We start from the raw sequence: 14310 nt of genomic DNA on the forward strand, positions 1-14310 counted from the left end.
ACAGTTAGCTGGTATTATTTGGAAACCTGCACAATTATCTTTCCTACCGTTCTGTTAGATTCCATACACAAATGCGCTTTTGCCATCTCTTCAAAAGGGAACAATTCCGAAACATATGGTTTTATAGCTCCCTTTGCCAATAGCCCTGCAATAATATCCATATCCGCTCCACTGGAATGAACCAGTTCATAATGAACATCAACTTCTTTTAATTTTGCTTTTTGTAAAACCTCTTCGCTGATGAAAGGTAATAAACTAAGAATTATGCCCTTCTGTTTAACTACTTGTAATGACTTAAACAAGCTATCACCGGAGAAAGCATCCAGTACAACATCTACCTCTGAAATAATATCTTTAAATTCTTTTTCATCGTAAGCAATGTGTTCGTCAGCACCAAGGCCAAGTACAAATTCTCTATTCTTTGCTGATGAAACGCCAATGACGGAAGCTCCCACATAGCTTGCCATCTGTACGGCAAAGTGACCTACACCACCAGAAGCAGCCAATATCAAAATGCTTTCCCCTGCCTTTAACTTCGCATAATTGTTTAGAAGTTGCCATGCAGTCAGTGCAGATAAAGTCGCAGCTGCTGCCTGTTCATGACTGATGTTGGTTGGTTTTCTTGCCAGATGGGCTTCAGGAGCAGCTACATACTCTGCATAACCCTGTCCATGTCCTAAAAAGTTGACCAGGCCAAAAACTTCATCACCTTTACTAAATCTGGAAACATTTTTTCCTGTTTCTTTGATGACACCAGATATATCCCATCCTAATATTAAAGGATGGTTATTCTTTAAATGATCAGCCATCGCACTTCCCTGTCTTGTTCTTACATCAACAGGATTAATGCTGATTGCCTTAACTTCAACTAATACCTCATCATCACTAATAATAGGGACAGGTACTTCTGTCATTAACAACTGATCAACACCACCAAATTCATTTAAGACAATAGCTTTCATAATTTTTCTTACAAAATTACCAGCAGTACAGTTCAAAGACTAACACTATTATCTAACTTACTGGTACTATTTAGAAATAATACTGAATCTCTGCATTACTTCGTTTGTTGTTTTATAATATCCCTATAGGTATAAAAACTTTTCTTTGGTGTGCGTTTTTGGGTTTCATAATCAACATAAATAATTCCGAATCGGATAGAATATCCAAATGTCCACTCAAAATTGTCCCATCCGCTCCATACAAAGTATCCATTAAGATTTGATCCCTCGCTTTTGGCCTTTAAAGCCGCTGCAATATGATCTTTAACATATGCAGAACGTAAATCATCATTTACCTGGTCATTAATTACGGTGTCCTCACCATTCTGAAAACTTGCGCCATTTTCGGTAATGTAGATTTCAGGATTCCCATAATCGTTTTTCAAACGCGTTAATAGTTCGTATAGATAATCCGGACGAACCGGGCCATTACTCATTTTTACCTGATCTGTATTATTTCCCAGCCAGGAAACTCCCATCGCTGCCTTATCATCGTGTTTTACCTGAGCAGGAGCATAAAAATTCACACCTAGAAAATCGGGTTTATTTTCCAACATCAAATTAAGATCAGCAACGGATGGCTGAAATGCCGGATTATATTCCTGTATCATTGCAAGAGCTTGTGACGGATAACTTCCATTGAAGGTGGGATTCAAAACGATCTGATTTAGGAGTTGATCTTCGATTTGTACTGCAGCTACATCTTTCGGATTTGCGGGATCAAAGGGTATACAAGGTGCGAGATTAAATGTAATACCAATTTTTCCGCCAAGATTTAACTGATGATAATCTTTTATGGCAGTAGCACTAGCTAGCAGCTGGTGGTGAACTTTATCGATTTCCTTCGCATAACGAACATTAACGGACTCCTTGCTCTGTCCGGGATTGATGTTAAAATCAGCTACAAAAAACTCGATTGTTGTTTCGTTAAATGTTGCAAAATGCTTGACTTCTTCACCAAATTCCTTAAAAATTACACGAGCATAGGCTCTGTACCATTCAACGGACGCTCGATTTGCCCATCCGCCTTTTACAACTAATGCTTGTGGCATGTCAAAATGATATATAGTAACAAATGGCTCAATTCCAGCATTTTTCAAATCCTTAATCAGTAATTTATAATGTGCTACTGCCTTTTCATTTACCCGACCTATCCCTTGAGGAATGATGCGGCTCCAGGGAATAGAGAAACGATATGTATTGACACCAAGCTGTTGCATTAATTTGATGTCTTGCAGGTATTGTTTCCTGTCATACATATTGATAGCAATATTTCCTGTCTGCTTTTCTCCTATAGTATATTTTGTAAGCCCTACTTCATTGGCATAATAATCCCAATTACTTTCCCCTTTTCCATCTTCTTTATAAGCACCTTCAACCTGATAAGCAGCAGTACCTATACCCCATAAAAATCCTTTTGAAACCGAATTTATGGAGCTATTATTTGATTGAGCAAGTGAACTCTCGCCAATTGCCGAAGCTATTACCGACATGATTATTAATATTTTCTTCATTGTAATTGATCCGTCCACTTAAAATGACCAGTAATTGCCCGATGGACTGATCAGTCAAAATTACAGCTATAGTGAAGCAATGCCGGGTGTTATTTTCTAAACTAATAGCACTATTTGGAAACGTTAAATTTATATGTATCTATAAATTAAATAGATACAAGCATTGAATAATAACGCAAATAGGCCTTAAGAGCAAATCAGACAGCGATTATCATAGAATCTGATAAAAGATTAAGGAAGGCATCAAATTGAGGTACAGCCTAGTTGCGTGACTACATGCTAGTGTTCCTGTTACATATTTTTTTTTTCATTTTCTATAGGTAACTTAGCACATTCATGAAGAAAAAGGTATTAGTAATAGATAAAGACCCCGCAATTATTGATGTAATTACCTTTATGCTCAAAGATGAAGGCTATGATTTTTTGGTTTCGCAAAAACCTTTTAATATTGAAGAAGTGAAGGACTATAAACCTGCACTTATCTTGTTGCATAATGGCCTAAACAGTGAAGGGTCGCTAATCTGCAAATTAATCAAAGGCAACCCAGACACCAATTTCATTCCAGTTATCATGAGTTCAACTCGTAATGACTTACCTCAAATAGCAGAGGAAAGCTGCGCTGAGGCTTACATTCAGAAGCCATTTGACATTGACGATTTTTTGCAATTAATCAGGAAAACATTTCTAATTTCTTAAAAATTTGGGGCGTTACTAAAATTATTGAGACGGACAAAGGTTTCGCTTAATTTAAGCTATTTGGTCAAGTATAGAACCAACAGCTTGTAGTGAATTAGTTATCAAAAAAGGGTCTTTTTCTTAGACACCAATTATACCTGATAAGAAAACCAGGGTTTAATGGGAAGGTAACTTTTATCCTAACTGGTCTTTTAGTCGTTTTGAGACAATAACTAATAATTTAAAATTGTTAATTAAAGCAGGTAACTTAGTACATAAACTACCTAGAATATATAATATTGGATTTACCAAAATTTGGAAACATTGTAAAGGGGCTTCGCCGTTATTATCCGGTATCAGATTCATCTATTGAGGAACTCGTCTTGCATTTGAATGAGTGGCACTATCCTAAAAATCATTTTTTGACCCAAACTGGGATAAAGGATAATCATATATACTTCATAGAAGAGGGTTGTGCACGTACCTTCTTTTTTGCCGGCAATACAGAAGTAACAAACTGGTTTAGTATGGAAGGCGACATTACCTTCTCGTCCACTTCATTTTATCATGCACTACCTGCATTAGAATATGTACAGCTTTTGGAAGATTCACTGATCTATAAAATGCCTATTAAAACGCTTAACAAACTTTATGAAACCAACATTGATATAGCTAACTGGTCGCGGGTTATTCACCAAGAAGCACTTCTAAAAATGCAGAACTTACGATTAGATCGGTTATCACTATCAGCTAAAGAAAGATATGAAAAGTTCATTACAGAGAACCCGGGTTTGGCCGGTCGGGTAAATTTAGGTTATATTGCTTCTTATTTAGGAATGACACAGCAACATCTTAGCACACTTAGAGCTGAGGTTCGATTTTAAGATACATGAAGATCGATCAGCGCCGACTTTGTTATTTTTGTCTTTTATCAATTGCGTATGAAAACTGAAATACAAAAGTGCCTCGATGGCGAAAATTTCAATACCTTGGATCCAGAGATACAAGACATCATTAAACGGGCCCGCCGACTAACTAAAGAATATAATTATCTGGCAAGTACCGATACCATAAGAAAGGAAGCGCTTTTAACAGAACTATTGGGACGTATAGGCAAGAACGTTGCAATTGACACTCCTTTTTACTGTGATTACGGAAGGAATATAACAATTGGCGACAACGTGATCATAAATATCAACTGCACCTTCGTTGACTGTAACAGAATAAATATTGGAAACAATGTATTGATCGCCTCAAATGTCCAGATCTATACCGCTACGCATCCCCTCGGAACTGATGAACGGCTTATTGAGAACTGGACGGAATCAGATAGCGGTCCGTTTTTCCGAACCTACGCACTTCCAGTTAAAATTGAGGATAACGTTTGGATCGGAGGAGGAGTAATCATTTTACCCGGAGTAATTATTGGAAAGAACTCTGTTATAGGTGCCGGAAGCGTTGTAACCCGTTCGATTCCGGAAAACTCTGTGGCTTTCGGCAATCCATGTAAAGTCATCAGAGAGAACAATCCAACCGTTTAGCTATACATCTATATTCACATGACTAAAATTAAAGCAATTATATTTGACCTTGATGGCACATTAGCCAATACATTGCCATTATGCATCGCCGCATTCAGAAGATCCATCGAACCACTTATAGATCGCTCCTTATCAGATGAAGAGATCATTGCGACTTTTGGCCCATCGGAAGAAGGAACTATTATGGCATTGGCACCAGAACACTACGAAAAAGGCGTTTCCAGTTATTTAAAGTTTTACAAAGAGCTTCATGCAATGTGTCCCACACCCTTTGAGGGTATCGAAGATCTATTAATTAATTTGAAAGATAAATCAGTAAAGATTGCCATGGTAACTGGTAAAGGCAGGTACAGTACCGATATCTCTTTAGAACAATTTGGCATTGGTAAATATTTTGAAACCATTGAAACCGGTGTATCCGCAGGGCCACGAAAAGCGGAGGGCATACAAAACATCTTAGACCTTTTTGAAGATATACGGAAGGAAGAAATCATATACGTTGGTGACGCTCCAAGTGATATCACAGCAAGCAGGAAAGTTGGGATCCCGGTAGTGGCAGCAGCCTGGGCAGAAACAGCAGAGCCTGATAAGTTGAAAGAATTATGTCCAGATATGTTGTTTGATAATATCCGCGATTTTAGTCATTGGTTAACGTTAAGAATATGAACGGCGGTTTGTGAAGCACGCATCGTACTTCTTCTAAATTCTTATCAAATACTCTTCTAAGTTATCTATCAAAAAACGGTGGAATAGAGAGACGCTGGCTTGCCCCTTACTAAATAAGGAGGGAATATTAATAAAGACACTTAAGCATCAATCACCTGAAGAACGATGCTATCCCAAAAAATAAGTTATCTTCGATTATTTATCCTTCAATTCTTCAAATATCCATGAACAAATCTACTTTCTTCACAGTGATACTTATACTACTATCTTATTATTGTTCGGGAGCACCAACCTTCAGTTATTCTAGAAACAAAATAACAATAGATTACCAGGCCGCAGAGGAATTGATCAGATTAACTAAACTAAAGAAAGTTAGTGATGAGGAGCTTTCAAAGTTCGCATCTATTTACGGAAACAAGCTCTTGATCCAAAAAGTTAGTACATCTACTGGCGGTAGTGAACAAATTTTCCTAAAGACACTTAAAGAGATGATTACTACCGGCCGGGTCAATGGGCCTGACCCCTACCAGTGGGGGAAAGTGAAAATGGAGCTCCCAAATACAAAAAAATTGATTGCACAACTAAAGCTTAGAAATGGTTCATTAATCGAAGAGATAGAAGACCGGATCGGTTCTTACACTCCTGCGGGACTACCCGCACAAGAGCTGCGAGCTTGCTTATTGCTTGGGGGAAATGCTACAGGATTTGTCAGCGGAGATGATGGGACTTTCTGCGTCGCATTACAATATTTTGGGTCTGATTTTGAGGGGCTTAAAACTATTATGGTACACGAGCTTTACCATGCAGTCCAACAAGCTGGTCAAAGCTTGAGAAAGAAGGTCTTAACTGATAAACCACCCTATGGTACAAAAGCAACTTATTTCCTAATCTATAATCTTTGGTCAGAGGGTACGGCTGAAAACTTAGGAGACTTTAGCTTGATCAGCAATCCGGGCACGTACTCAAAAAAACAGATTGCGAATCAAAGAAAAAATGAAGAAAGACTGTTAGTGAACTTTCGATTGATTGATATCATGATTTATAAAATGTATACCGACACGAATGCGCGATATGCCTCCGTATATGATATTGGTTTTAGTCCAGTTTACGAGGAGGCGGGTTACTCCGTTGGCGCGGAGATAGCCAGAAAGCTTGAACACTTTTCAGGAAAAAAAGTACTTGTTAGCATGGTAGACCAAGATCCTCTGGATTTCATTACCCATTACATTAAACTTTACCATCAAAATCCGACGCAAGTGCCCTACCATTTTGACAAAAGCACTGAGGATATTGTTGATAAATTAAGCAGTTGGAGGAATAAAATTTAATTGAGGTAAGAATTATATCCATTTTACTGATGTTACCTCCTATCGATATTCTATTTACAATTTATCAAGGAACGGTGGAATCGAGTTACGATCCTAAATAACCAGGGAATATTAATAATTAGTATGGCGCTTATACGATCATAAATTTATCTCCAAATTATGCCTTAAAGGCTGCTTTTAACACTCTGGATGAACTTACCTCGCTCATAATGTGCAAACGAAAATAGTAAATCCATGGTTACTACCGGAAAATCACATTAATATCAGGAACTGCCCTAAACCTGACACTATCATTCATACAATCCTAATTCTTCATTAAAAACCATGTTGTCAATAACATCCTTTTTTTGATCAATTATCATGTCGTTTATACCCTACCAGCCCCTCAAACTTGAGTCTGCGGTGCTTTCCAACCTTTAAAAAGTAGATCTCACCATTTTCCAGAAGCTTAACAAAATAAGGTAAGAATGCCATTACTCCCTTTGAAAAACAAACAGGCCTTTAGATCATTTCTAAAACCTGTTTATTTTTTTGAAAATGTTGCGATTTCTAAATTCCGGTAAGCACTGTTGGATTCCCAGTACGCCATATGTTATCAATTGTAACGCGCTGGATAACCCATACATCATCCTCCCTGATTAATTCAACATCATAACGGTTTTTCATAAGATAATAATGCGAATGATCTTTTGAAGGTACGTGTTGTGCTTCTACAAGCACATCCATCATCGCTATATCTCCATGAATTTTCACCCGTGGATTACTCACAGAGTGCGTGGTGTCTATTTGGTTCAAAGATCCCATAAGTGCTGAAACAATAGTTTCACGACCTTCTAATACCGGATATTCAAAACCTGCTTTTTTTCCGGCTGGTCTGAAGTCAGATATAGCATCCACTGCAAAAGCAGATGCAAGGAGTTCCTGATCACGTAGGTCAATGCCCGCTGCGAACCTGTAAAGAGTTTCAATAACAGCAAATTTGTCTGCTGCTTCCTGTAGATTTTTCATTTGATTTTGTTAATTAATAATGTAAGAATAAAATTATTGTGTAATCATGACTCAATGTTTTTATCATGATTTTTATGACCGTACTGTTGATGTAGAAATTCGATCAAGCTTGTTGGCTTACGTCCGGTAATTCGCTCATAAGTATTCGATATTTTATCGAATTCGCCTGTGACTATTGCCTTGGCAGATAATGAACTAAGTTCAATAAGAGCTGGCGGTACACCGTAATTATCTAATGCCTTTGCAAAATCCTCTTCAGATGGTGATATATAGTTAATGGTGATACCACTTACCTCCGAGATGAGCTTTGCAACTTCTTCAAAATCATAAGCCTGTTCACCGCTTACTTCATAGCTTTTTTGTTCATGACCTGTTGTTGTCAGGATTACAGCAGATAGCTCGGCTATATCTTGCCTGGCAATGAATCCATTTTTTCCATGCCCGGCAGGAAAGTATATCGTTTTGCTTTGCAGGATATTTTCACCTACAAATAGCGGAATCACTTCCATATAATAGTTGTTAAGCAAAAGCGTAAAGGGTATTCCCGAATCCTTGATCGCATTTTCGGCGATGATGTGTCCTTCGGCCAAAGTAAGCAAGGGATGGGCTTCCGGCCCCCCTTTTCTTGAAAAGCTAGTATAAATAATGTGTCCTACATTTGCCTCAATGGCCGCCGCCACTACATTTTTATGCTGTGTCAGCCTGCCTTCCAGGTCGGGCCCGGAGATAAAGTACAGTTTGTCAATATCTTTAAAGGCTTTGACCATAGAAACTGTATCGTCGTAATTTCCTATGCGCACCTCTATCCCCCTGTTGGAAAATGCTTCCGCTCCTTTATCGTTTCGCAGCATGACTGCAATATTTTCTTTTGCTGTCTTTGTGGACAGTGAATCAAGCACAAGTCCGCCGAGTTTACCAGTGGCGCCAGTAATGAGAATTTTCATAGCTTATCGTTATATTAATTTCGCATTGTGTTTAACAGTTATAAGGTCAGGCTTAGTTCCCTATGACCCCATATTTGAAAAAGGTGTATGGGCTACCTCGATGACCTGCCCGTCAGGGTCGTAAAAATCGATGGTATAGTAATCTTTTGAGTAGGGCATAATCTTCGGCCCACGGATCACCTCGGCCCCTAAAATTGCGAGAGCCTGAGAAACCTGATCTACCTGTCCCTTTTCTGTAGCCTGAAAGCAGAGGTGCCTAATGCCAAGTGAGCGTACTTTTTCAACTCCCTTCATTTCAATAAAGTAAATGATCATCATACCATCCGAAAAAGATAGGTCACTTATCTTCTTCCAGCCGATCAAGCTTAGAAAGCTGTAATAGAATTTTATGGACTGTTCCAGATCGGATACCCAAAATTCGATGTGGTTTATGCCTGGCCTTAATTTCGAATTCATTTGACTGGATTTAAATTTTTTAATTTGAATAAATGATATCACAAAGGTAAAAAGGGTTAACTTTACTTTTGATATGGGTTTCCCAAAGTAAAGTAGGTTTACCTAAATTTTAAGCCATCATGAAAAAAACGAAATCAATAAATGAGGAGCAGGGCGACTGTTCAAAAATGCTCTTCGCCATACAGGATACATTAGACCTTATCAGTGGTAAATGGAAGATCAAAGTAGTGGGTGTCCTTCTCTATGGCAAAAAGAATTTTACCGATCTGCAGCACCGCATCGACGGTCTTGGCGCTAAAATGCTTTCCAAAGAATTACAGGAACTGGAGATTAATGGACTGCTGACCCGCACCGTAAACGCAACCAAACCGATTACGGTTACCTACGAACTTACGCCATACGGGCACACATTGGAACCTATCATCATGTCCCTCGCTAATTGGGGAATGGAACACCGCCAAAAGATCATAGGCCGGTAAAGAAATTCAGGATTGTCGTCCCGGATCAATCCAAAATCTAGAACCATATAAAAATAATACAAGGCTAAATGTCTTCCTTTTTTAGTCGCCGGTGGCTTTTTATAATGTTCTTATGGTGAATTTATTTGTAACCGCATGATCCCGGTCATTTCGGCTACTATATTTACCGATTCGGTTAATTCTGCAGGCCAAAGAGTATTGATTTTTGCATAGTACAAAAACAGAGAGATTATGCAAAATACAATTTTTATTACAGGAGCTTCTTCAGGACTTGGAAAAGCTGCTGCGAAACTTTTTCAAAGCAAAGGCTGGACCGTGATCGCTACAATGCGTGATCCTAAAAAGGAACAGGAAATAAGCAGCCTTGAGCGGGTACATCTTTATCCGCTGGACGTAACGAATCCTGATCAGGTAAGATCTACAATTGACGAAGTCTTAAAACATTTTAAGGTTGATGTGGTCTTCAATAATGCGGGCTATGGAATGGTCGGTGGTTTTGAAGCCTATTCCCAGAACGATATTCAGCGTCAGATTGAAACCAATTTCATAGGCGTGCTCCGGGTTGCACAGCCCTTTATCACCTATTTCAGAAAACAAAAAAAACAAGGCATTCTTTTAACAACTACCTCTGCTGCAGGTATTGCAGCAAATCCACTGGCATCAGTTTACAGTGCCACCAAATTTGCGCTTGAGGGCTGGAGTGAGGCGGTTAATTACGAGGTCAACCAGTTTGGTATCCGTTTAAAAACAATCGCACCAGGAGGAATGGCTACCGATTATGCAGGGCGCTCTTTGGCCTATATCGAAAACGCTGCATATACCCCACTATGGGAAAAAATGATCGCCGGATTTGAGGATGGTAGTACCGGGGTTCACTTTTCAACAGCCGAAGACGTGGCTGAAGTGGTTTTTGAAGCCGCAACCGATAATAGGCCACAATTACGCTATGTAGCGGGACCGGATGCACAAAAAATTGCAGATGACCGTAAGGAACTGGGACAACAGAAGCAATTTGAGCTGATTAGTAAATCATACCAATAATGAGGACAATATTTATTACAGGGGCATCTTCCGGTCTGGGGAAGGCAACAGCAAAATTATACTCTTGGATTGCTCGGGTACCCAACCTGCTCGGTCTATAATGTAAGCAATTTCGGGGTTGATGGTTTCTCTGAAGGTTTGCCGCATGAACTTGCCCAGTTTGGGATGAAGGTTAAAGTGGTTGCGCCAGGCGGGATGCAGACCGATTTCGCGGGACGTTCCTTACAGGGCACAATGCACACAGCGTATGCCCGTTAACTTCCAAAGTAAATGAAGGCTATAGGAAGGAGCAGACCGCAAACTATATAAAGTTCGAAGATGTAGCTGACACTGTCTTCGCAGCAGTAACCGACGGGAAAGATCAGCTTCGTTATGTTGTAGGTAAAGATGCCATTCGACTATATTCGGATCGGTTTGAGATTGATCCGGAAGCGCAAGCTCAAAAGATCAGAACCAGTTTTATATTTTAATCAGCCTAATATCCCTGCCGGGAAATATCGACTCTGAGCAGGGACTTCAGTCTCACTTTCCTTAGATTTGTATTCCATGAAAAAGCAACCGGTTATTTTTAACTCCCTCTCACAGCTACATAAGGCGATGGGGCAACCAGCACCGACACATCCGCTGATCAGTATCATGAATTATGGCGAGGCCCATTTTGATCCCAAGGATTTTGAACAGGGCATTATATTGAATTTTTTTAAAATATCCTTTAAGACCGCTTTCTCGGGCAAACTTAGATATGGACAGGGCCATTATGATTTTGAAGAGGGCGGCATGTCCTTCATCGCTCCCGGGCAGGTATTGCGGATGCAGGACGAAGAAGCCGACTACAGTGGGATGACGCTGCATATCCACCCAGATTTCCTGAGGTCCTATCAGTTGGGCAAATCGATCAAACAGTACGGGTTTTTCAGTTATTCTGCTGCTGAAGCATTATATCTTTCGGAAAAGGAAAAGAAAACCATTTTGAGCATCTATCAGTTTATATATGATGAGCTGCAGGAACGGATAGATAAATTTAGCCAGGATGTCATCATTTCTCAGATCGAAATGCTCCTGAACTATTCCAACCGCTTTTATAACCGGCAGTTTATCACCAGGAAAGTGGTAAATAGTGATATCCTGGCTAACCTGGAAACCTTGCTTGACAACTATTATAATAACGAAGAGTCTCTGATCAGCGGTCTGCCATCGGTGAATGCCGTTGCAGATCAGCTACAGCTCACCCCTCGTTACCTTAGTGATTTGCTACGTAGCCTCGTAGGTTTAAATACCCAACAGTTTATCCATGAAAGGGTTATTGAAAAAGCAAAGGAATACCTTGCCAAGGACGAACTGACCGTTGCCGAGGTTGCCTATCATCTGGGATTTGAACATCCGCAATCCTTCAATAAATTATTCAAAAGCAAAACTTCACTCTCTCCGCTGGATTATAAAAAGACGTTGCTGAACTAATGTAACATTGTCCATTGGACGAATATAAAATCAGCGCTTCAAAACTAGCTGGGGATCAAACTATGTTGTTTACAGTTCAGAAATGCTGGCTATTGATTTTATATAACAATTCATCATTTGCAATATGAAAAAACCATTTAAACAAAATGTAAACACAAGTACACTTTTTATCGTTGACATAAGCGACTAGCATCGCAGGGTGCCTGAGACTTCAAATATAAAATCAGTGTCAAATTTATATTTTTCTGTAACGGTTGTTACAGAAAAATATAAATTTGCAAAACAGATTATGGCAAGAAACGTAGAATTTGATGAAGAGTTAGCTATTTCCAGGGCAATGGACCTGTTCTGGAAAAAGGGATATACAGGTACTTCTATGCGAGACCTTTGTGAGGTTATGGGCGTAAATGCCAGCAGCATCTACAATACGATCGGAGATAAACATCAGCTTTTCATAAGGTGTATTAAGTATTACACAGAATCCAGGATGGAAGCTGCCAGAAAGCAGCTGAAGCTTATTGATTCGCCATTTAAAGCGATAGAAAAATTCATCAATGCCTCTGCTCATGCGATCACAAACGAGCCCGATAGTTGCTTAGCAATTAAGACTACGTTTGAATTGGCGGTTTCCGATGAGCAGGTTCAGAAGATACTGAAAAAAGATAACGACTTTACCTACAGTCTGATATTGGACTTGGTAACAAAGGCATTGGAGCAGAAAGAGATTACTATTTCGCAGGATAAGGAAATGCTGACCGACTTTATTATTAATCATTTTACAGGTTGGCATGAGTCCTTTATTATTCACAAGGATGAAAAAAGGATAAAAAAGATGGCTAAGTTCCTGATTGAACAATTGAGCAGATAATTTTTTTATCTAATTCTGTAACGTTCGTTATAGAATTATTGCATTTCCATGCCGGAAAACAATATCATGGATGGAGTAAAAATGCCTACAATTTTATAGTCTTAAAAATTAAAATAATCGTAAAAAAATGAACAATTCAAAAAAAATGCTCCTATACGGAGCTGCAGGTTACACTGGAAAGATTATTGCTGCCCGGGCAAAAGAACTGAACCTGGATTTCGAAATCGCAGGCAGAGAAGCCGATAAAATTATGGCCTTAGCAGCAGAACTTAATGTTCGCTATCATGTATTTACAGTAGACAACCGAGAAGCCTGGCAGCTTGCACTTGGTGATAAAAAAGTTCTGATCAATGCAGCTGGCCCCTTTCAGCATACCGCAAAACAGGCAATAGATGCCTGTTTGCTGGCGGGTGTGCATTATCTTGATATCAGTGCAGAACTGGAAACCTATCAATTGGCAGAATCGCTGGATAATGAGGCCAAAGATGCAGGTATTCAATTAATATCGGGTGCCGGGCTCTTCGTAAGCTATGACGCACTCATAGTTCATCTAGCGAAACAGGTTAGTCAGCCAATCAGTTTAAAAGCCGGTTTTCGTCATTTCGGCGGATTTTCAAGGGGCTCCGTATTAAGCAGTCAAAACATTGCCGATCTGGGATCATTGGTACGCAAAGACGGGAAACTTATCCAGAGTGACAACCTGGATTCCAAATTATTTGCCTTTGGAAGTGAAGATGTGGAGTGCATGCCTACACCTTTGGGTGGTATTATCCTGAGCTATAAATCTACAGGGATCCCAAATATAGAAGAATATTTTTCGCTTAAACTTCCTGCTACGCAACTGCCGGATTTAACCCAGGCAAACTTGCCCGATGGTCCTACAGAAGCGGAACGTGCAGCAGGTAGAAACGGCATATCAGCAGAAGTTACAGGTAAGGATGGCAAAGTAGTAAAAGCTTATATCGATGCGCCTTCAGGCTATAACCTTACACCCCTTTCGGTAGTAGCTGTGGCAAACCGCATAATGAATGATGATTACAAAACTGGTTACCAATCCCCGGGCTCGGCTTATGGCGAAAGTATTATTGGGGACATACCGGATATACATTTGCATTCAATACAATCCTAAGTGTTTTCTCAAACCGCTGCATTAGATTAGTTGTTGGGTATTACAAAATATGTAAAATACCCAAAGGTTCGGTCTCAATACCAAGGCTTGGGTTAAGGGTTCGTCAAAACGGCAACATATCTCTCCTTTTTGGCGAACTTTCCCTTCGGGGCTAGGAATACCTTTGTATTATACAAATAAAAACTAAAAGCGATGAGGTTAA

Annotated in this window: 16 protein-coding genes; 11 read left to right on the forward strand and 5 right to left on the reverse strand. The window is 39.5% G+C overall.

Going from position 1 to position 14310, the window contains the following annotated elements:
* Window positions 1–14 precede the first annotated feature (14 nt).
* Both FN831_RS12955 and FN831_RS12960 read right to left on the reverse strand, forming a co-directional pair.
* On the reverse strand, window positions 15–962 hold the full coding sequence (locus FN831_RS12955) for an NADP-dependent oxidoreductase (protein ID WP_142528603.1): 948 nt from the start codon (window positions 960–962) through the stop codon (window positions 15–17).
* Between the two features lie 95 nt (window positions 963–1057).
* Window positions 1058–2515, reverse strand: a complete 1458-nt coding sequence (locus tag FN831_RS12960; protein ID WP_221931339.1) for a glycoside hydrolase family 1 protein — start codon at window positions 2513–2515, stop codon at window positions 1058–1060.
* A gap of 336 nt (window positions 2516–2851) precedes the next feature.
* Between FN831_RS12960 and FN831_RS12965 the strand changes: the two genes are divergently transcribed.
* From FN831_RS12965 to FN831_RS12985, 5 genes are all read left to right on the forward strand, one after another.
* Entirely contained in the window at window positions 2852–3211 is a 360-nt protein-coding gene (locus FN831_RS12965) for a response regulator (protein WP_142528604.1), read from the forward strand.
* 278 nt (window positions 3212–3489) lie between these two features.
* Window positions 3490–4074: a Crp/Fnr family transcriptional regulator gene (locus FN831_RS12970; RefSeq protein ID WP_142528605.1), complete on the forward strand. Its 585-nt coding sequence runs from the start codon at window positions 3490–3492 to the stop codon at window positions 4072–4074.
* Between the two features lie 57 nt (window positions 4075–4131).
* Complete coding sequence (locus FN831_RS12975) at window positions 4132–4731, forward strand: sugar O-acetyltransferase (RefSeq protein ID WP_142528606.1); 600 nt, start codon at window positions 4132–4134, stop codon at window positions 4729–4731.
* Between the two features lie 18 nt (window positions 4732–4749).
* A complete protein-coding gene (locus FN831_RS12980) occupies window positions 4750–5397 on the forward strand; it encodes an HAD family hydrolase (RefSeq protein ID WP_142528607.1) in 648 nt (215 codons plus the stop codon).
* 224 nt (window positions 5398–5621) lie between these two features.
* On the forward strand, window positions 5622–6725 hold the full coding sequence (locus FN831_RS12985) for a DUF5700 domain-containing putative Zn-dependent protease (RefSeq protein WP_142528608.1): 1104 nt from the start codon (window positions 5622–5624) through the stop codon (window positions 6723–6725).
* 549 nt (window positions 6726–7274) lie between these two features.
* Here FN831_RS12985 and FN831_RS12990 read toward each other — a convergent pair.
* The 3 genes from FN831_RS12990 to FN831_RS13000 are packed head-to-tail and all read right to left on the reverse strand — an operon-like array spanning window position 7275 to window position 9133.
* Window positions 7275–7733, reverse strand: a complete 459-nt coding sequence (locus FN831_RS12990) for a nuclear transport factor 2 family protein (protein ID WP_142528609.1) — start codon at window positions 7731–7733, stop codon at window positions 7275–7277.
* Between the two features lie 44 nt (window positions 7734–7777).
* Entirely contained in the window at window positions 7778–8677 is a 900-nt protein-coding gene (locus FN831_RS12995; protein WP_142528610.1) for an SDR family oxidoreductase, read from the reverse strand.
* A gap of 60 nt (window positions 8678–8737) precedes the next feature.
* Window positions 8738–9133, reverse strand: coding sequence for a VOC family protein (locus FN831_RS13000; protein ID WP_142528611.1), 396 nt, complete (start codon window positions 9131–9133; stop codon window positions 8738–8740).
* 119 nt (window positions 9134–9252) lie between these two features.
* Between FN831_RS13000 and FN831_RS13005 the strand changes: the two genes are divergently transcribed.
* From FN831_RS13005 to FN831_RS13030, 6 genes are all read left to right on the forward strand, one after another.
* The gene (locus FN831_RS13005) at window positions 9253–9612 is read left to right on the forward strand and encodes a winged helix-turn-helix transcriptional regulator (protein WP_142528612.1); all 360 of its coding nucleotides are present in this window, start codon (window positions 9253–9255) and stop codon (window positions 9610–9612) included.
* 231 nt (window positions 9613–9843) lie between these two features.
* Window positions 9844–10653 (forward strand): SDR family oxidoreductase, encoded by an 810-nt coding sequence (locus tag FN831_RS13010; protein WP_142528613.1) that lies wholly within the window; start codon window positions 9844–9846, stop codon window positions 10651–10653.
* A gap of 69 nt (window positions 10654–10722) precedes the next feature.
* Window positions 10723–10911, forward strand: a complete 189-nt coding sequence (locus tag FN831_RS28130; RefSeq protein WP_246101507.1) for an SDR family NAD(P)-dependent oxidoreductase — start codon at window positions 10723–10725, stop codon at window positions 10909–10911.
* A gap of 288 nt (window positions 10912–11199) precedes the next feature.
* Window positions 11200–12111, forward strand: coding sequence for a helix-turn-helix domain-containing protein (locus tag FN831_RS13020; RefSeq protein ID WP_142528614.1), 912 nt, complete (start codon window positions 11200–11202; stop codon window positions 12109–12111).
* A gap of 289 nt (window positions 12112–12400) precedes the next feature.
* On the forward strand, window positions 12401–12979 hold the full coding sequence (locus FN831_RS13025; RefSeq protein WP_142528615.1) for a TetR/AcrR family transcriptional regulator: 579 nt from the start codon (window positions 12401–12403) through the stop codon (window positions 12977–12979).
* Between the two features lie 127 nt (window positions 12980–13106).
* Window positions 13107–14108, forward strand: coding sequence for a saccharopine dehydrogenase family protein (locus FN831_RS13030; RefSeq protein WP_142528616.1), 1002 nt, complete (start codon window positions 13107–13109; stop codon window positions 14106–14108).
* Window positions 14109–14310 lie beyond the last annotated feature (202 nt).

The sequence above is a fragment of the Pedobacter westerhofensis genome, from assembly GCF_900182595.1.
GTDB lineage: Bacteria > Bacteroidota > Bacteroidia > Sphingobacteriales > Sphingobacteriaceae > Pedobacter > Pedobacter westerhofensis.